Origin of the sequence: Leptospira abararensis (assembly GCF_016918735.1) — a bacterium.
Taxonomy (GTDB): Bacteria; Spirochaetota; Leptospiria; order Leptospirales; family Leptospiraceae; genus Leptospira_A; species Leptospira_A abararensis.
This window is the reverse complement of the sequence record NZ_JAFFPR010000007.1, coordinates 75,821-93,363: the sequence shown is the minus strand read 5'-3', so window position 1 is coordinate 93,363 and position 17,543 is coordinate 75,821. Positions and strand designations below refer to the sequence as shown.

General features: G+C 41.1%; 19 protein-coding genes and 2 tRNA genes. 12 read left to right on the top strand and 9 right to left on the bottom strand.

Features of this window, described 5'->3' with window-relative positions; genetic code table 11:
* Positions 1 to 2: 2 nt before the first annotated feature.
* Positions 3 to 470 (top strand): RNHCP domain-containing protein, encoded by a 468-nt coding sequence (locus tag JWG40_RS01715; protein ID WP_205284152.1) that lies wholly within the window; start codon positions 3 to 5, stop codon positions 468 to 470.
* A 6-nt stretch (positions 471 to 476) separates the two neighbouring features.
* On the opposite strand, the gene JWG40_RS01710 is transcribed toward JWG40_RS01715, so the two are convergent.
* From JWG40_RS01710 to JWG40_RS01700, 3 genes are all read right to left on the bottom strand, one after another.
* Positions 477 to 1,397: an SPFH domain-containing protein gene (locus JWG40_RS01710; RefSeq protein ID WP_205284151.1), complete on the bottom strand. Its 921-nt coding sequence runs from the start codon at positions 1,395 to 1,397 to the stop codon at positions 477 to 479.
* 1 nt (position 1,398) lies between these two features.
* Complete coding sequence (locus JWG40_RS01705) at positions 1,399 to 2,319, bottom strand: SPFH domain-containing protein (RefSeq protein ID WP_205284150.1); 921 nt, start codon at positions 2,317 to 2,319, stop codon at positions 1,399 to 1,401.
* A 92-nt stretch (positions 2,320 to 2,411) separates the two neighbouring features.
* Positions 2,412 to 2,867 carry an NfeD family protein gene (locus tag JWG40_RS01700; protein ID WP_205284149.1) on the bottom strand — a complete coding sequence of 152 codons (456 nt, stop codon included), beginning with the start codon at positions 2,865 to 2,867 and terminating at the stop codon, positions 2,412 to 2,414.
* Positions 2,868 to 2,960: 93 nt separating this feature from the next.
* Here JWG40_RS01700 and JWG40_RS01695 point away from each other — a divergent pair, with 93 nt between their 5' ends.
* The 7 genes from JWG40_RS01695 (at position 2,961) to JWG40_RS01665 (ending at position 9,967) form a co-directional block, all read left to right on the top strand.
* Positions 2,961 to 3,389, top strand: a complete 429-nt coding sequence (locus JWG40_RS01695) for a heme-binding domain-containing protein (protein ID WP_205284148.1) — start codon at positions 2,961 to 2,963, stop codon at positions 3,387 to 3,389.
* Positions 3,386 to 4,816 (top strand): argininosuccinate lyase, encoded by a 1,431-nt coding sequence (gene argH / locus JWG40_RS01690; RefSeq protein ID WP_205284147.1) that lies wholly within the window; start codon positions 3,386 to 3,388, stop codon positions 4,814 to 4,816. The genes JWG40_RS01695 and argH overlap by 4 nt, the downstream gene beginning before the upstream one ends.
* A 2-nt stretch (positions 4,817 to 4,818) precedes the next feature.
* Positions 4,819 to 5,700: a peptidylprolyl isomerase gene (locus JWG40_RS01685; protein WP_205284146.1), complete on the top strand. Its 882-nt coding sequence runs from the start codon at positions 4,819 to 4,821 to the stop codon at positions 5,698 to 5,700.
* Positions 5,697 to 6,296: a hypothetical protein gene (locus tag JWG40_RS01680; RefSeq protein WP_205284145.1), complete on the top strand. Its 600-nt coding sequence runs from the start codon at positions 5,697 to 5,699 to the stop codon at positions 6,294 to 6,296. Before JWG40_RS01685 ends, JWG40_RS01680 begins: the two co-directional genes overlap by 4 nt.
* Before the next feature lie 60 nt (positions 6,297 to 6,356).
* Entirely contained in the window at positions 6,357 to 7,343 is a 987-nt protein-coding gene (locus JWG40_RS01675) for a hypothetical protein (protein ID WP_205284144.1), read from the top strand.
* The gene (fliM, locus tag JWG40_RS01670) at positions 7,340 to 8,365 is read left to right on the top strand and encodes a flagellar motor switch protein FliM (RefSeq protein ID WP_002974265.1); all 1,026 of its coding nucleotides are present in this window, start codon (positions 7,340 to 7,342) and stop codon (positions 8,363 to 8,365) included. Before JWG40_RS01675 ends, fliM begins: the two co-directional genes overlap by 4 nt.
* A gap of 261 nt (positions 8,366 to 8,626) precedes the next feature.
* Positions 8,627 to 9,967, top strand: coding sequence for an alkaline phosphatase family protein (locus JWG40_RS01665; protein WP_205284302.1), 1,341 nt, complete (start codon positions 8,627 to 8,629; stop codon positions 9,965 to 9,967).
* Positions 9,968 to 10,003: 36 nt separating this feature from the next.
* Here the strand turns inward: JWG40_RS01665 and JWG40_RS01660 are convergent, their stop codons facing one another.
* Positions 10,004 to 10,672 carry a type 1 glutamine amidotransferase domain-containing protein gene (locus JWG40_RS01660; RefSeq protein WP_205284143.1) on the bottom strand — a complete coding sequence of 223 codons (669 nt, stop codon included), beginning with the start codon at positions 10,670 to 10,672 and terminating at the stop codon, positions 10,004 to 10,006.
* A gap of 128 nt (positions 10,673 to 10,800) precedes the next feature.
* On the opposite strand from JWG40_RS01660, the gene JWG40_RS01655 reads away from it, so the two are divergent.
* Complete coding sequence (locus tag JWG40_RS01655; protein ID WP_205284142.1) at positions 10,801 to 11,679, top strand: LysR family transcriptional regulator; 879 nt, start codon at positions 10,801 to 10,803, stop codon at positions 11,677 to 11,679.
* A gap of 7 nt (positions 11,680 to 11,686) precedes the next feature.
* Here JWG40_RS01655 and JWG40_RS01650 read toward each other — a convergent pair whose 3' ends face one another.
* Genes JWG40_RS01650 through queF form a run of 3 tightly spaced genes read right to left on the bottom strand, consistent with a single transcriptional unit; the run spans position 11,687 to position 12,561 of the window.
* Positions 11,687 to 11,905 carry a ferredoxin gene (locus JWG40_RS01650; RefSeq protein ID WP_205284141.1) on the bottom strand — a complete coding sequence of 73 codons (219 nt, stop codon included), beginning with the start codon at positions 11,903 to 11,905 and terminating at the stop codon, positions 11,687 to 11,689.
* Positions 11,902 to 12,159 carry a SemiSWEET transporter gene (locus JWG40_RS01645; RefSeq protein WP_205284140.1) on the bottom strand — a complete coding sequence of 86 codons (258 nt, stop codon included), beginning with the start codon at positions 12,157 to 12,159 and terminating at the stop codon, positions 11,902 to 11,904. Before JWG40_RS01645 ends, JWG40_RS01650 begins: the two co-directional genes overlap by 4 nt.
* Positions 12,160 to 12,561: a preQ(1) synthase gene (queF, locus tag JWG40_RS01640; RefSeq protein WP_205284139.1), complete on the bottom strand. Its 402-nt coding sequence runs from the start codon at positions 12,559 to 12,561 to the stop codon at positions 12,160 to 12,162.
* A 42-nt stretch (positions 12,562 to 12,603) separates the two neighbouring features.
* Between queF and guaA the strand changes: the two genes are divergently transcribed.
* Positions 12,604 to 14,403, top strand: coding sequence for a glutamine-hydrolyzing GMP synthase (gene guaA / locus JWG40_RS01635; RefSeq protein ID WP_205284138.1), 1,800 nt, complete (start codon positions 12,604 to 12,606; stop codon positions 14,401 to 14,403).
* A gap of 28 nt (positions 14,404 to 14,431) precedes the next feature.
* Here the strand turns inward: guaA and JWG40_RS01630 are convergent, their stop codons facing one another.
* Complete coding sequence (locus JWG40_RS01630; RefSeq protein ID WP_205284137.1) at positions 14,432 to 14,791, bottom strand: LIMLP_04285 family protein; 360 nt, start codon at positions 14,789 to 14,791, stop codon at positions 14,432 to 14,434.
* Positions 14,792 to 14,923: 132 nt separating this feature from the next.
* Here JWG40_RS01630 and JWG40_RS01625 point away from each other — a divergent pair.
* A tRNA-Cys gene (locus tag JWG40_RS01625) sits at positions 14,924 to 14,994 on the top strand.
* Positions 14,995 to 15,009: 15 nt separating this feature from the next.
* Positions 15,010 to 15,093, top strand: a tRNA-Leu gene (locus JWG40_RS01620).
* A 565-nt stretch (positions 15,094 to 15,658) separates the two neighbouring features.
* Here JWG40_RS01620 and JWG40_RS01615 read toward each other — a convergent pair.
* Entirely contained in the window at positions 15,659 to 17,542 is a 1,884-nt protein-coding gene (locus JWG40_RS01615) for an O-antigen ligase family protein (protein WP_205284136.1), read from the bottom strand.
* Position 17,543 lies beyond the last annotated feature (1 nt).

Here is a 17,543-nt window from a genome sequence, read left to right as displayed (position 1 = left end):
ATATGTCACGTGAATCCGATTTATCTAAATTTCAAAAGATTTCTAAGAAAAAACGTTTTGATGATGAAGGCGAGGAAATCTCTTTTTCAAGTTCCAAAACTAAATCCTATCGATTTCGTTCGGATACAGGGGAATTTCGTTGTGTGGAATGCAAACAAATGGTCTTTCCTCCAGGATATGGAACGGGCCAACGCAACCATTGCCCGAACTGTCTGACGAGTTTGCATATAGACTCTGCTCCAGGTGACAGGTCAGCCGATTGCGGAAGTAAAATGGAAGCAATCTCCATTTGGGTCAGAAAAGGCGAGTGGGTGATTATACATCGCTGTAAGGGATGTGGAGTGATCCATGCCAATCGCATTGGTCCAGATGATAACGAGGCTTTGTTACTTTCACTTGCGGCCCAAGCTATGGCCAAACCAAGCTTTCGGTTGTTTGAAGAAAATCCGGCGGAGGTTCCGCCGGATTAAGGTTTGTTACGCTTTGGGTTTTCTCGGTTCTGTTAAGTTGGCAATGAGATTTGGTAAATTCATTACATCTGCAGGAACAAGAATTTCCGTATTTTCTTTAGCGACATGCAGGAAGTTTTGGATGAAAGCCTTTGTAATTTGTAGTTTGATCGCAGAAGCTCCGCCTTGGTCAGAGATGGCACCGGCAATGGCTTCAATCCCTTTGGCAGTTGCCACGGCAAGGGCTTCAATTTCTGTAGCTTTTCCTTCCGCAGAGTTAATTCTTCTTTGTTTTTCCCCTTCCGATTTGTTTACAGCCTCTTCTTTAAATCCAAGGGAACGGTTGATTCTAGAATCCCTTTCTCCTTCGGAGAGAAGCACCTGCGAACGTTTGGCGATCTGCGCTTTTTTCTCTTTTTCCATGGCGTCAAGAACAGACTTCGGTGGAACAATATTGAGAATCTCGTACCGATTTACTTTGATTCCCCAAGGTTCGGATGCTTGGTCAATGGCGGCCACAATGGTAGAATTGATTAAATCTTTTTCCCCAATGGTTTTATCGAGTTCCATTGTTCCGATCACAGAACGCATTGTGGTCTGCGCCAGTTGGATGGCGGCAAATTGAAAGTCCTCGATTCCATAAGAGGCCCGCACAGGATCAATGATTTTTAAATAAATCACTCCATCCACTTTCACCTGCACGTTGTCATGTGTGATACAAATCTGCGGTTGTACATCGATGGATTGTTCTTTGAGAGTGTGGTAATAAGCATCACGGTCAATGAAGGGGATAAGGATATGAAATCCTGCCCGCAAACTACGAGAGTATTTTCCCAGTCGTTCTACAATGAGAACATCTTGTGCGGGGATGATCCGAATGCAGCGAAAGATATTATAAATTAAGTAAATGGCAACAATGGCCCAAAATGCTAAGTATACAAATTCCATACTATTCTCCTACCTGAGGGATTTTTGTTGTGATTTTGGAAAGGCCTTCAAAAACACCGCCGATGTTTGCTAGAGCTTCGGGTACCACTGTGGTTTTGGAGATTTTAAAAATTTGGCCAAGAGCATCCATATATTCTTGAGTGATTTGTAAACTCACCGCTTCTTTCCCGCCTTTTTTGCTAATGGCTTCCGAGATGAGTTGCAAACCTTTGGCCGTGGCATTGGAAATCACAGTGATCTCTAAAGCTCGCCCTTCTGCTTCGTTGACCAATCGAATTTTTTCCCCTTCGGAAATGTTGATCGATTCTTGTCTTTCTCCAATTGAGTGGTTCACTCGAGATTCCTTTTCTCCTTGGGAGATGGTTATCTCTGCGCGCCTTTCCCTTTCGGATTTCATTTGGTTTTCCATCTCTAATAAAATTTGTTTAGGAGGAGTGATATTACGGATTTCGTATCTTGTGACTTTGATTCCCCAAGGATCGGTAGCACGGTCAATATTGGAGACCACTCGACCATTGATTTCATCTCTTTCTGAAAGGAGATTATCAAAAATCAATTTTCCAATTTCGGAACGAAGAGTGGTTTGCGCGAGTTGAGTGGTCGCTAACATAAAGTTATCGATTCCGTATGATGCCTTTTCTCCATCCACAACTTTTAAATACAAAACTCCATCCACTTCAACGGATACGTTGTCTTTTGTAATACATACTTGGGGATCGATATCAATGGTTTGTTCTTTTAAATTTTGGCGATATCGAATTTGGTCTACAAATGGGATCATAAAATAAAATCCCGATTTTAAAACCCCATTCAACACACCTAATCTTTCTTTAACATAAACACTTTGTTCTGGAACAATGATGATTGTCTTTTTAATGATATAGACAATGACTAAAAATACAACAATGACGGTTGCGCCCATAGTTTCTCCTCTGTGACGATTGACCATAGGAAGAAGAGGAAAAAGAGAAAAGGGTTTTTTTATTTGTGTTTAAAAAAAATGAAATTCTTTGGTTAAGAATCCACTCGTTCCACAGTAAAGGTAAGATTTTCCCGGGAGAGGATCCGAACAAAGTTTCCTTTAGGGATTTTAGAATCAGTAGAGACCGCATCCCAAAGTGTTCCTTGGAACTTGATTTTTCCCCCATGCCTTTGGACTAAGATATCTGTTTCTACAGGAACAATTTGGTTCAGGAAATCATCCTGGATAAAGGGATCTACCGAAGATTCGGATTTAAAAAAACGTTTTACGGCAGTTCCACCCACGACGATGGAAACAAGACTCGATACCACCCAAACCACTACTTGGGTATAAAATTCGATAGCTACCAAACGAGTCAAAATTCCCGTAAATATGGCCCCAATTCCCAAAAACATCACAAAGGTTCCTGGCAGAAGGAATTCGGAAAATAGTAATGTGATTCCAAGGAAAATCCATACATAGGGTGAGTTTGCAAAAATAAAATCCAAAGGGAACCTCTAAAGAATAGGAACATCGGATTCTAATGTAAGGCAAGAAAAATAATACTTTGAATTCGAAGGAAGGCTAAGAACCTGTCTTGTGTGAAACGAATTTTCCTGATCTTACTGGGAGTTTTTCTCATACTCCAGTTTTTCCCAATTGTTAGAACGAATCCTCCGGTTACTGCTGAGATTCAGACCAGTCCCGAAATCAAAGAAGTCCTGAAACGCAGCTGTTATGACTGCCATTCGAATGAAACAGTTTGGCCCATATACTCTTATCTATTTCCAGCATCCCTACTCATTTCCCACCATGTGGAAGAAGGAAGAGAAGAATTGAATTTTTCCGAATTTGGAATTCTTGCCGAAAGAAAACAAAACAAAAAAATATACGAAATCTGGGAGCAAGTCGAGGAAGGGGAGATGCCTCCGAAAGACTATCTTTTATTGCATCCTAGTGCTAAGTTATCCGAGAAGGACAAAGAGATTTTGAAAGCGTGGGCGGATTTGTATAACAAGGAATCAGAATGAAAGAAAAAAAATTATGGGGTGGCCGATTTGACGCACCACCATCTTCTCTTATGATTCGGATTGGCGAATCCATTAGTTTTGATAAAGAACTTTATACCCATGATATTGAAGGTTCCATTTCGCATTCGCGAATGTTAAAACGAATTGGAATTTTATCAGAATCAGAGCAAAGAAAAATCGAAACCGGACTCATTCAGATCAAAAAGGAAATTGATTCCGGAAAATTTGAATTTAAGATCGAAAACGAAGACATCCATATGTCTATTGAATCTCGCCTAACGGAACTTCTTGGAGATTTAGGAAAAAAACTCCACACGGGACGCAGTCGCAACGACCAAGTTTCCCAAGACGTGCGTTTGTACATCAAATCAGAAGTAGAAGCCATTTTGGTTTTACTTCTAGATTTACTTTCCGCTTGGATTGGAAAGGCAGAGGCCCATACCAAAACTATCATTCCTGGATACACTCACCTCCAGATTGCCCAACCCATAAGAGCCTCTCATTATTTTTTATCCCATTTTTGGGCCAATGTCCGTGACTTTGAAGACTTTCTTGATGCGTATGAAAGAGCCGATGAGCTAGTGTTAGGTTCCGGTGCTCTTGCTGGTGTCAACTATGCAACGGACCGGGAATTTTTGAAAAAGGATTTGTCACTATCTCGAATTTCTGAAAACTCCATTGATGCGGTAAGCCAAAGAGACCATATCTTTAAATTCCTTTTTGCGGCCTCTCAGTTTATGATCCATGTATCACGTTTTTGTGAAGAGATTATTCTTTACACATCCCAAGAATTCAGTTATTTCAAACTCCCTGACCATCTCACTACCGGATCTTCGATTATGCCTCAAAAGAAAAATCCTGATGTGGCAGAACTCATTCGCGGAAAATCCGGCCGGGTGATTGGAAGTTTGACTCATCTACTCGTGATGGTGAAAGGAACTCCACTTTCTTATAACAGAGATTTCCAGGAAGACAAACTCCCGTTATTTGACACAGTCAGACAAATCAAGTTAAGTATCGAAGGGGTTCGGGACATGGTGCTTGGAATCCAGGTATTTCCTGAAAATGCTCTCCGTAGTTTGCGTTTGGGATTTTCGACAGCAACCGATCTTGCAGATTGGCTTGTCAGTGCGAAAGGTATCCCTTTCCGTTCGGCCCATGAGATTGTCGGGGAACTGGTAAAACATTGTTCGTCAAAAGGATATGATCTGTTTAATATTCCAAGTGGAGAAAGGGGACAAATTCATGCCGTCCTCACTGATCCTGGGTATGAAGCCGCCATTTCTCTCGAAACCTCTTGTGACAAAAAAGATGTGATGGGAGGAACTTCGTTTCCTCGTCAAAAAGAACAGATCAAACGAGCCAAGGCGAAGGTAAACGAATTGACCAAAAAGTTAAAATCAATAGAATCCAAAGGTAAAAAATAAATATGAAAATAAATGTTTTAAATAAATTTTCCTTCTTCGCATTACTCTTTTTAGTTGCAACGCAAACCATATTCTGCAGTGACCAAAGATTCAAAAAAATTACTTACGAACCCGTTTCTTATTCTCCGTCCAAGGTGATAGTCAAACGTGCTGATCAAACCGCCGTCAAACTTCCAGAGAAACCAGCGATCTATGCAGTGTTTACCACGACGGCAGGAGATTTGGTATTGGAACTTTATGATGATGCCGCACCAAAAACCGTGCAGAACTTTATCGATTTGGCACAAGGGGAAAAGGAATTTCGAACCGACAAAGGTTCCGAAAGACGACCGTTTTACGATGGCCTCAAATTCCACCGAGTCATCGAAAACTTTATGGCACAGGGAGGATGTCCAAGAGGAGACGGAACGGGCGGACCTGGATACCAAACAGAAGATGAAATCAATGCAAAAGCTTTAGGATTAGACAAAATCAAAATCAAAGATGCCCCGCAATACCAAGCCCAATTACAAAGGGCTGTTCTTGCAGAATTCAAAATCCAGTCCCGTGCGGAATTTGAAGAAAAACGTACTGAAGTGGAAAAGGCCTACCAAGAAGCAATGGAATTGCCTGCTTTAGAAGTTCTCCACCGAGTGGGTTATCGTTACAATGAAGCGCTTCCTAGTAAAAAAGCAGTCCGCGGATCTTTAGCTATGGCCAATGCAGGTCCTAATACCAATGGGTCGCAGTTTTTTATCAACCAGGTTGACACTCCTCATTTAGATGGTCTCCATACAGTCTTTGGATTTTTGGTTTCTGGGTATGATGTACTTGACCGAATCATAGAAAAAGGGAACCTTCAAACGACAATCCGAAAGGTTGTCATTATAGACAAACGACAATGAACTACTTAGAAGGCATCGAAGTCATCCAAAAATACACATCGGGCTCGTCCGTAGAACCGGTGTTAAAATTCATTATGACTATACCCCATAATGAAGAAGCCTTCGCGAATGCCTTGGATGAGGTAGGGGGGATCAATCGTTATCCTGATACCTTTGTGGGACTTCTTAGTTTTATTAGTTTCATCCTCGGCCAAAAAACTAAAATGGGCCAACTTTATGAAACGGCTCTAGAAAAGTATGAATCGCTAAATCAAGTCACTGCCAAAAGACGACCTACAGAAGAAGAATCAAAAATCAAACGAACGTTAACTGACTTTATTTTGAAAATCGAAAAGGTGTTTGAAATCCAGGATCTCACCGACGAGAGTTTGGTGAAGGAATTGAACCGGTTTGTCTCCGAAGCCAATCTTTATGGGGTCACGGATAACGAGATCAAAAACCTAAAAGTTTCTTCAAAAACGGTAGCCCTTGTGGAACCCCATTTGGACAAACAAAGGGAAAACTACTACCAATACAAAAAACTAGGCGCTGTGATGACTAGGCTCATTCGCATCGCCGATTACATCCTGGCGGAAGCCAAAATGGGTGCCAGTTAAACGCTTTATGTCCTAAAAATTCTTTCGGAAATCGCAAGTCCTGCCGAAATCTTTAAGTGTATGCGGTTTCTGCGAACATGTATCGTTTTAGGAATTCTCTTAGTCAGTTCTCTTGGGGCCTTTCCTGATCGGGATGCCCGTGGGGAAAGGATTGATAATTTTGTCTCTCTCCAGTCAAAAATCAGCCTCTCTTTGACAAAACGAAGTTACCAGTCGGGAGAAAGAGTCCCCTTGACGTTTACCATCACCAATACCGGGAAAGAAGTGGTGCGTATCTTTCCTTCCTTTGACTTTCGTTATTCCTTCCAAATCATTGTAAAAGATGAAAATGACCGCATCCTCACTCCCATCGAAGATCCGGAATTTCCAGATCCTATCCTCAAACGAAGAACCACGATTGTGAATTTAGTGGGGGATGAGAACAAAGAAGTGAGTCTCCACCGCAATGAGTCCTTTTCTAAAACCATCTATTTGGATGAACATTATAGCTTTTTACCGGACCAAAAGTTCTATGTGACCGGATATTTTTACCCTAATTATACGGAAGATAAATCAGCCTTCCTTCGTTCCCAGAATACAGTCGGATTTATATTTCAGAATCCCAAGGCCGAGAGAAAGGAAACAATCACTCGCCAAATCACAGAAAACGGTGGGCTCTCTCCCGAAGAGACCATCTTCCTTTTCCTTGGTGCTGAGATGAAAAAACACTGGGAATACCATTTTAAGTGGATCGATTTTTCGGAATATATTCTAGCTTATGATCGTTACAGTAGCGCCTATACCGAGGCTGGTTTGGGTGAGCGGGAAACCATCATCGAAGATTTTAAAGAGTATTTGACGGAGACACCCTCCGGAGTATTAAAATACTTTAAGGTCATGAATGTAGACTATCCCTCCAAACGGGATGCTCGAGTTCAGGTCTATGTAGAAAGAATGATGGGTCGGTTCAAAACAAGGTACGAATATATATACACCTTGCGACAAGAAGAAGGAAGCCGAGTTGGATTTTGGCAGATTAAAAACTTACTCGTAAAGGTAAAAAAATGACAGAAATTCTTTCCCAAGACGAAATTGATGCCCTGTTAAACGCCATCTCCTCTGGGGAAGTCTCAGAGGATGAATATTCATCGGTTGGGGAACAAAAAAAAGTCAAAATTTACGATTTCAAACGTCCGGATAAATTTTCAAAAGACCAGATTCGTACTTTGCAGATGATGCACGAGACCTTTGCCCGTTTGGCAACCACGGGGCTATCAGCACAGCTTCGCGCCCTTGTAGTGGTGCACGTGGCGTCGGTGGATCAGTTGACCTATGAAGAATTCATTCGTTCCATTCCCAATCCCACAACCCTTGCCGTGATCAATATGGATCCCCTTCGCGGATCTGCCATTTTAGAAATTGACCCTTCTATTTCCTTTACCATCATCGATCGTTTGTTTGGTGGTAAGGGTGAATCTTCCAAGGTAAACCGAGAACTTTCCGATATCGAGTTATCGGTAATGGAAGGTATCATTGTAAGAATTCTTGGAAACTTACGAGAGTCTTGGTCGACGGTGATTGACTTACGTCCGAGGCTAGGAAACATCGAAACAAACCCACAATTCGCGCAAGTCGTTCCTCCGAATGACATGGTGGTATTAATTACCTTAGAAACCAAAGTGGGTGAAGTGGAAGGGATGACGAATCTTTGTATTCCCTATATCACCATTGAACCAATCATTAATAAACTGTCTGCTCAGTACTGGTATTCCTCGATTCGTAAAGGGGAAGTGGATGAAAACCGCGCTGTTATCCAAGAGCGACTCGACCAGGTCAAAATCCCTTTGATTTCTGAAGTGGGAAGTGTGGACATCTCACTCAATGATCTCATGAACCTACATGTAGGCGATGTGATCAAATTGGAAAACACTCCGATTAAAACCGACCTAATGGTAAAGGTGGGGGATCGCAGTAAGTTTAAAGCCACACCGGGAAGAGTGGGAAACCGTCTTGCCATCCAAATTGGAGACAGCATCGAAGACATTCCAGACGAACTCCTTGGCTCCACACGTTCGGAACAAGAATATTAAATAGATTCGCTAAACAGAGTTTATGCGAAAATCGGAAACTTTCAAAGTAATTTCTTCCAAGATAGGTACAAATGTTTATGAAAATCCTATTTTCTTTAAGACATGTTATGTAAGTTTGGTTTCGATAAATTTGATAATTTGGTAATGTTTCGATTTTTCCATTCTTCCTTTATGAAAATTCGCAAAACAAATATTTTTTCTTTGGGTCAATTGACTTGTCTCTTCTATCGAATTGGAATTCTGGTATTCTTCCTCTTTAGTATGACGATTGATGCTAAACCTAAAAAAACTTTAAATCTATCTGAAAGGAAATCTTCGAAAGTTCGCCAAACCATAGTTTTGTCGATTGATGGATTCCCGGCTTACTACATTTCGGATCCCCAATACCATCCATACTTTCCCCATCTGATAACAATCTTTCAAAAGTATGGGGTTTCTGAAATTACAACGGTCAATCCTTCGGTAACCTATCCGGCACATACCTCGATGGTGACGGGTGTTGACCCGGCAGAACATGGAATCTATAACAATACGCTTTCCGATCCTTTTGAAAAGAATGATGGGGGATGGATGTGGTATGCAGAAGACATCTTAGTTCCTAGTCTTTGGGATTTGGCAAAAGAGAATCACAAAACTACTGCTAATGTGTTTTGGCCTGTCACTGTGGGGGCCGACATAAATTGGAATCTTCCCCAATATTGGAGAAAAAAAAATCCAGAAGATGACAAACTCCTTCGAGTTCTTTCCACAAAAGACTTACATAAAGAAGCAGAACTTGCCGTTGGTTCTCCGTTAAACGATGTGGCAAGAGATGAAATCAAATTAAAGACGGCCACATGGCTCTTTCAAAAGAAAAAACCTGATTTGTTTTTTGTATACACCACGGATTTGGATACAAACCACCACGGTTTTGGACCTGGTTCGGAAAAAGCCTTATTCCGATTGGCGGAACTGGACAAAGCCATTTTTGAATTTTTAAAGTCCGTTGGAGCATTTACACCCAAGGGTCCAGGTCTTGTGATTGTTTCTGATCATGGTTTTTTTTCTGCCGATTTTGTTTGTGCCCCGAATGTGGTTTTAAAACAAAAAGGGTATATCAATGACGAGACAGGAACCTACCAACTTACGTTCAAAAGTTCCGGTGGCACCGCCATCCTTTTGCCGGGAGTCGATACAAAACTAGCGGACGCAGAAATCCAATCCCTTGTTTCAGAAATTCTAGTGGCCTGTCCTGGAGCTGAGTGGATTCCAGCGACGAGCGGCGCATCAGTCGAAGGTTATAGTATAACGACAAAAGACGAAGAGAATCACTATCTGCAAAAAAAAATCCATCCCAATGCTTTGGGACTTTTTCGGACCAAGCAGTCGATGTTTTTTAGTGGAACAAGAAAAGGCGAAGTGTTTTCCAAGTCGCAAACAAAGATTCACGGGCATGGGTATTGGAACTCAAACCCTGAAATGAAAACCATTGGCTTTGTGTATGACCCAACAGGAAAAAAACACCAGTTCCAATCTGTAAAAGATGTATTTGGGATCGTCAAAGAAATGTTAGGGCTTAAAGAGAAAAAATCCAAAGGGCCTCGTGTTTCCACAAAACCCTGATTCAGAATAGAACCGATTCGGATGAAACGGTGCCCTTTATTTTTTTAATAAACTAAGAATGGATTCTCCCACGGCTCTGGCTGACTGCGGATTTTGGCCGGTCACAAGCCTTTCGTCCACTTCTACATGAGTATTCCAAGGTGCTGATTTGGAATACTTCCCACCCGCAGCAATCAATTGGTTTTCTAATAGAAAGGGAACCACTCCTTCTAGTTTCACAATCGCTTCTTCTTCATTGGAAAATCCGTTCACTCGTTTCCCTGCAATGAGTTTCGATCCATTCGATAATTTCACATTCACGAGAGCTGAAGGGCCATGGCAGACTGCTCCCACAATTCCACCGGATTCGTAGATCGTTTTGGTAAGTTCTTGTAACTCTGTATTGTCTGGAAAGTCCCACATGGTCCCATGCCCTCCCGCAAAGTAAATCGCGGAGTAGTCGCTTGGAATTATATCTTTCGGTTTTTTTGTATGGATACGTTTTTCTTTGTAAACAGGATGGTTCCAAAATTCCAGGTTCGTCGGATCTTCCAAATCAAACCCATCGACAGGTGGCTCACCACCTTTCGGACTGATGAAGTCCATCTCAACTCCGGCATCATGGAACACTTTCCAAGGGTGAGAAACCTCTCCCAAATGGTATCCGGTGGAACCCCGATTTCCTTTTTCCCCATGGCTTGTTAGCACAAATAATACTTTTTTCATTTTGTCCTCTCGTTGTTTTGAATCTTTTATCAGGGAACTTTCCTTCTGATCAAATTTTTAGACAAGGGAAATTTATTATTAGAATAATGATGGTGCTGATTGATAGGTATTAGAAAATTTATATCAGAATGAATCCCATCGAACTCTATCAAAGTTTCTATTGTATTTATAGAGAAAGGAATTTAACAAAAGCAGGCAAAATTCTTGGTTTATCACAGCCGGCACTCAGTTTGCATTTGCAGTCTTTGGAGCAGCATCGGAAAGAAATTCTCTTCCTTCGGACATCAAGAGATTTAGTTCCGACAGAGGCTGCAAAACGTTTGTATGTTCAGGTAGCCGGTCCCATCGAAGAATTGGAAAGAATGGAAGGACAAATCCACCCCAAAGAGAAATCTAAATATCTAAGGATTGGTTCTGCCAGAGAATGGTTTCAGGAAAAAATTTTACCTAAATTATCCAAATTTGGAGAGAGTTTTCACGTGAAGTTCGGACATCCCGTCGACCTTCTCGAAGCTTTGTCCAAGAAGGAGATTGATCTTGCAATCGCCAATCAAAAGTTAAACGTTCCGGGGATCAGTTTTGAAGAATTATATGCAGAAAACTTTGTATTTGTAGCTTCTAAAAATTTAAGTTTAGATCTAAATTTTCCCTTTCGGATGGAATCAAAACCAAAGCCAGAACTTCTGAAACAATGGATGGAAGAACAACATTGGTTTGTTTATAGCGAAGACTTTGCCATTGTGAGAAGATTTTGGAAAGTCAACTTTGAATCCCGTCCCAAACTAAAAAAATATTCGGTTCTTCCCAACCTGCATGATATTAAAAGAGCTATGGAAATGGGGCAAGGTGTTTCTGTATTACCTAATTATTTACTCGGTAAAAAGTCATCTTTGTATACAAATGAAAAGGATTGTAAAACTTTTGAAAACCAACTCTACTTAACTTATCGAGTTGGGGAACGATTCTCTTTGGAGGATCATATCCAAAGACTGATTAGTTGGATATAAAGCATATTTAATGTTTTTTCCAGTGGATACATTCCCCTGGGCATTCGTCCATTTCCTTTTGGACTTTTTTTTCGTCTTCATCGGGGATAGCAGCATCGTTGATAGAGTTACCAGAAATATGGGTTTGGGATAAATCATCTTCATCCATCATAAAATACTTTGGCATATTGTCGGCACATTGGTTACAAGAAGTACAATTGTCTTTATCTACATAAGCTTTTCTCATGTCTGGTCCTCTTCTTTGAGTTTATAAAATAAAATAATGGATACGAAGAAAATGGTAACAATGTTGGCAAGAATGATCGGAAAGTCAGATTTCAGAATTCCGTAAACAAACCATAATAAAACACCAACAAAAAACATAATGTACATATTCCGACTGATGTCGCGGGTTTGTTTAGTCATTACGACTCTTAGAACTTGGGGAAGAAAGGAAACTGTAGTTAAAAAAGCGGCAATATAGCCGATTAGGTTTTCCATTTAGACCTTATACTCTCGCTTTACAATTGTTTTCACACCACCACGGACATTATAATCTCCAACCACTTTCACGTAAATTGGGTCTACTGCGGCAACAAAGTCTTCAAGGATTTTGTTTACTACATTTTCATGGAAAATCCCTATATTTCGGTAGGACATCATGTATTCTTTGAGCGATTTCAGCTCTACACAGCGGTCTCTGGGAATGTATTCAATGAAAATAGAGCCGAAATCAGGAAGGCCGGTTTTGGGGCAAACGGCGGTGAATTCCGGAATCGTAAATTCTATATTGTATTCTTTTCCGGCGTAAACATTGGCGAACCATTCAATTTCAGGGGTTTTCCAGGAAGGGATATGGTCTTGTTTGTCCTCATAAGAAGATTCTGATTTTTTTTCCGACATTTGTTTACCCCGACAATTGCAAAATTATTTTGGAATCATCCCATGAAAAGTGATAAAAAAATTGCAGTCGTCGATTTCGGCGGTCAATACGCTCACCTCATCGCTTCCCGAATTCGAAGGCTTGGAGCCTATACGGAAATCCTTTCCAATGAAGAACCATTGTCTGTTTATGAATCCTATGCTGGAATCATTCTATCAGGAGGTCCGAGCAGCGTGTATGAAAAAGGGGCACCGCTCCTACCAGACGGTTTTTTTAAAACATCAGTTCCCATTTTAGGAATCTGTTATGGCCATCAACTGTTGATGAAAGCTCTCGGTGGGGAGGTGGTATCTTCTAACTCTAAAGAATACGGTCCTGCCATTTTAGAAATTCAAAACCCCAATTCTTTACTTTCAAAATCTCTTTCTTCTAAAACCAAAGTTTGGATGAGCCATGGGGACGAAGTAGTTCGAATGCCAGAGGGATTTAAAATTGTTGCTTCCTCAGATAATTGTCGTTATGCGTTTGTTTCAAATGAGTCTAAAAAACAATTTGGAATTCAATTCCATCCAGAAGTCACTCACTCCGACGAAGGTGAAATTTTACTGAAAAACTTTGTATCTCTTTGTGGGGCTGGGTCTAGTTGGAGTATCTCACAGTTTTTAGAAAAACAAATCTCCGAGTTACAAAAGAAAGTACCTGTTGGAAAAAATGTTTTTTTATTAGTTTCTGGCGGTGTGGATTCTTCCGTAGCTTATTTACTTTTAGCGAAAGCCCTGGGAAAAGATCGTGTCAAAGGCCTCCTTGTTGATACAGGCTTTATGCGTAAAAACGAAGTAAAAGACTTAATGGATAACTTACACCATGTAGGCTTTGATCTCACCATTTGGGATGAAAGTGACATCTTTTACCAACACTTACAAAACGAATTTGATCCCGAAAAAAAACGCCGCATTGTCGGAGATCTGTTTTTAGAAGCACAAAGTAAGGCTACCGATTCTCTTGGATTGGATTCCGAACATTGGCTACTCGGGCAGGGAACCATTTATCCTGATACCATTGAATCGGGTGGCACAAAACATTCTCATAAAATCAAAACGCACCACAACCGCGTCCCTCAAATAGAAAAACTCATCCAAGAAGGAAAAATCATCGAGCCAATCGCAGATTTATACAAAGATGAAGTAAGGGAACTCGGAAGGTTACTCGGACTCCCAGAACGTTGGATCGAAAGACATCCTTTTCCTGGGCCGGGACTTGTTGTACGTATGATTGCGAGTCCTGAAACTCATCCCCCGGAACTCGATTTTTCTGATTTGGGTTTTAGTGCAAAAAAAGCTGAAGTAAAAATTTTACCGATTCTTTCTGTAGGAGTGCAAGGTGACCAAAGGAGCTATGCTCACTGCGCCGTTTTGAATGATTTTACGACTCATTGGGATGAGTTAGACGAATGCGCCGTTGGTATCACAAATTTCAAAAAACAAATCAATCGGGTGGTATTTGCCCCAGGGATTGACCATTTTTCAAGTTCTTTCCATTATACCAAACTGAGTTTGGACAAAGAACATTCTGATGTTTTACGTGAGGCCGATGCGATCGTGAATCGAATCCTTTATGAAGAAGACATTCACAATCATATTTGGCAAATGCCAGTGGTTTTAGTTCCTGTCGGGCTGCGGGAAAAAACTTATGGGGTGGTGCTTCGGCCAGTGGAATCCACAGAGGCAATGACTGCCAATTTTTACCAAATGGACCGAAAGATTTTAGATCGGATCACCAAAGAATTGTTAGCTCTTCCGTTGATTTCTTTGGTTTTGTATGACCTCACTCACAAACCACCGGGAACGATAGAATGGGAGTAGCATGGGTTAGGCACTTTTTAGAAAAGTATTACGGAAGCAGAAACCAAAGGAGTGCCATCCCGCCAATTGCGAGTTCCGGAAGGCGTCTAGAAAAGAAACCTTGATTTTCCGGGTTTTCTTTTGGTTCATCTGATTTTGCAACCTCCGTTTTTGTTTCTTCTTTAGAAGCTTCCCAAACTACAGGAAGAGAAACTACTTCCACTGCATTCTTTTTAAACGCTTGTTTGGTGCCATCCTTAGATTCTACTAAAACATAATTGGCAGTAGGGGAGGATGTTTTTACGTTTTCCAAAACCTCTTTTGTTGCTTTCACAGTTACTGTGTCCGCATAAGAAACTTGAGATACAATCGATAGAATGGATAAGGATAGGATGGTCTTTACGTTCATATTTACAGCGCATCCTCTGGGAAAGGTTACGCAATTTGATTTTTCTCTGAAATGTTACAATCTCATGAAAAGTGAAAACAGTTTCCATTTGACACCAGACCTTCCTATTTTAGCCTATCCAAAGTCACGATTGGCGTCGTGGCCAAGTGGTAAGGCATGGCTCTGCAAAAGCTTGACCGCCGGTTCGAATCCGGCCGACGCCTAATCACGGTACATTCGCCTGGATGGTGGAATTGGTAGACACACAGGACTTAAAATCCTGTGGGAGTAATCCCGTGCGGGTTCGATTCCCGCTCCAGGTAAGAATCGAACGATTGCGAGTCAAAAAAAACGTAGCGACCCGTAGGGAGCGTATACGTTTTTTCCGAAGGCAGGATGCCTGAGGTGACGAGCAAGACGGGCTGAGAACGAAAGGCCAGGATGGCCGAAGTTCGAAGCGATTCCCGCGGACCTTCAAAATCACACAGAACTAAAATCAACATCTCTTAAAAACGTAGCAACCCCGCGTAGGCTTTATAAAAGCCGGAGGCGAAGTTGGCCTAAAGGGCCAAGGGTGGATGGAGCGTACATGTTTTTTCCGAAGGCAGGATGCCTGAGGTGACGAGCAAGACGGGCTGAGAACGAAAGGCCAGGATGGCCGAAGTTCGAAGCGATTCCCGCGGACCTTCAAAATCACACAGAACTAAAATCAACATCTCTTAAAAACGTAGCGACCCCGCGTAGGCTTTATAAAAGCCGGAGGCGAAGTTGGCCTAAAGGGTCAAGGGTGGATGGAGCGTAAATGTTTTTTCCGAAGGCAGGGGTCCTTTCGGTGACGAGCAAGACGGGCTTTAGATCGATAGGCCAGGAAGGCCGAAGCGATCCGACTCAATTACAATTTCCAGAAATTGCAATCATGGGAAGAAATGGTCTTTCTCCCTTCCAAAAATATCTAAATCCAAAATCGATGAATTCTATTTCGGCATTTATATGATCCTTGGGATTCACTTGAACTAGTAATAACTTTGTTGGATTTAAGAAAATTTCCGTTTTCACAATTCGTTCCGCTTGTACTCGGTAATCTTTGTCTTGGTCAAAACTTTCTCGTTTGCGGGTTTCCAAAACTAGTGCGGTGGGGAGCTCACCGAACGGAATTTCTTTCCAATCAATTTGTAACTGAATGGGTGCGACTCGGACTTGGGCTTTGCTATCAAAATTGACATCGTGGTCCAAACAACCTGAGAGTTTGAAATACATTTCCTTAGTTCCAAGTGGCAGTGCGACTGGCGTTTCTGCATTGATAGAGGACTGTGCGATTTTGTCTGGGAAATTGTTTTCTGTGCGAGCTCTGTGTAGGAAAAGTTCTTTTACAGGAGTTCTTGATAGGTAAAGAGCTCCCAAACAAGAAACGGTAATCCAAAAAAGAATCAGACCATAAACTTTGTTTTTATTTTCATAACCATATGCATTGCCATTGGACTTTCTTTTTAGATGAGAGAGGGGCAATAGGCATAACATTCCGAGCAAAGGCAGGAGAACTTCATCATCTAACAAAAAACATTGAAAGCTTCCAGCAAAAGAAATAGCAAAAAAACCCAAAAAGAAAAAACTCTGTTTTCTTACTTGAAGGATACTTTTTGTTTTTAAAAATAAAAAACTAAGATAACTGAATCCACCAATGATTCCACCCAGTAGCCAAAAATGTAAAAAGTCAAAATGTGCATGTGATTTAGGGGTGATCGATAAATCATAATACAATTCTGGAAAGTCCCGTACTAAAGAAACAGCCTTTGCCACAAATTCCGAAGGATAATTGCCTGATCCTATCCCTAAAAGAAAGGAATCCTTTAGAATTGCAAAATTCATTTTGTGAATCCATACCCTCTGGTTCTCTAACGAACGTTTAGCGAATAAATCATCGATGGCTCTTTGGAATAACCAATTATTTTGGTAGAAAAAATAGGAAATGATAATGAGTAGGAAAAGGGCCAATCCTAAACCTGGAAGGTATTTCTTTAGGGAGAACCTTTTGTGGAGGGACAAAAGAACCATTCCAAATAACAGTCCAAACCAAATCGATCGGCTTTGGTTGAGGAAAAGTAAAACAAGTCCCAAAAGAGAAAGTCCCAAAAGGAGACTTAAGGAAATCCTAAATTTGGATTTTTTTCTATTGATTTGAAAAGTCCTTAGAGTTCTAACAAAGAGTGAAGGCAAATAAAGGGAAAGTAACCCACCATAAGTTAAGTGGGTACTTTGGAATCCGATGGGTAAATACAAAGGAAGTTTTCCCATAAGGTTTGCTAATTGGTGGGGAAGGCGTCTACCTTCTAAATACTGAAATCCATCCATAACAAACGGGGCCAATCGGTAGGGGGAAAGGAGGGAAAGAAGGCCGGACAAAATAAGAAAGATCGCTCCTATTTCCACCGCTCGTTTTAACCTTTTTTTCTGAGTCCAGTTCAGGCGAGAATGCTGCAGTAGTAAAAAAGCCATCCAAACATCACCAAATTCGGATTTCAATAGAGTTCGTTTCCAGTCAGTAACTTCATACTGCAAAACAGGGGTGATTAAGAAACTTAAATAGAGAAGGATCCAAAATAGGAAACTAGGCTCCCATTGAGGAATTTTTTTTTGGCAGGCAGAATCTAAAAATAAAAAGAAAAGCGAAGCACCGGCAAAAATTTGGCAAAGGCTAATGGAAAATGGTGAAAGAACAAAGAAAAGGTATAGAAAAACAACGGAAATCTTATGAAATGTTTCTTTCCCAATCATA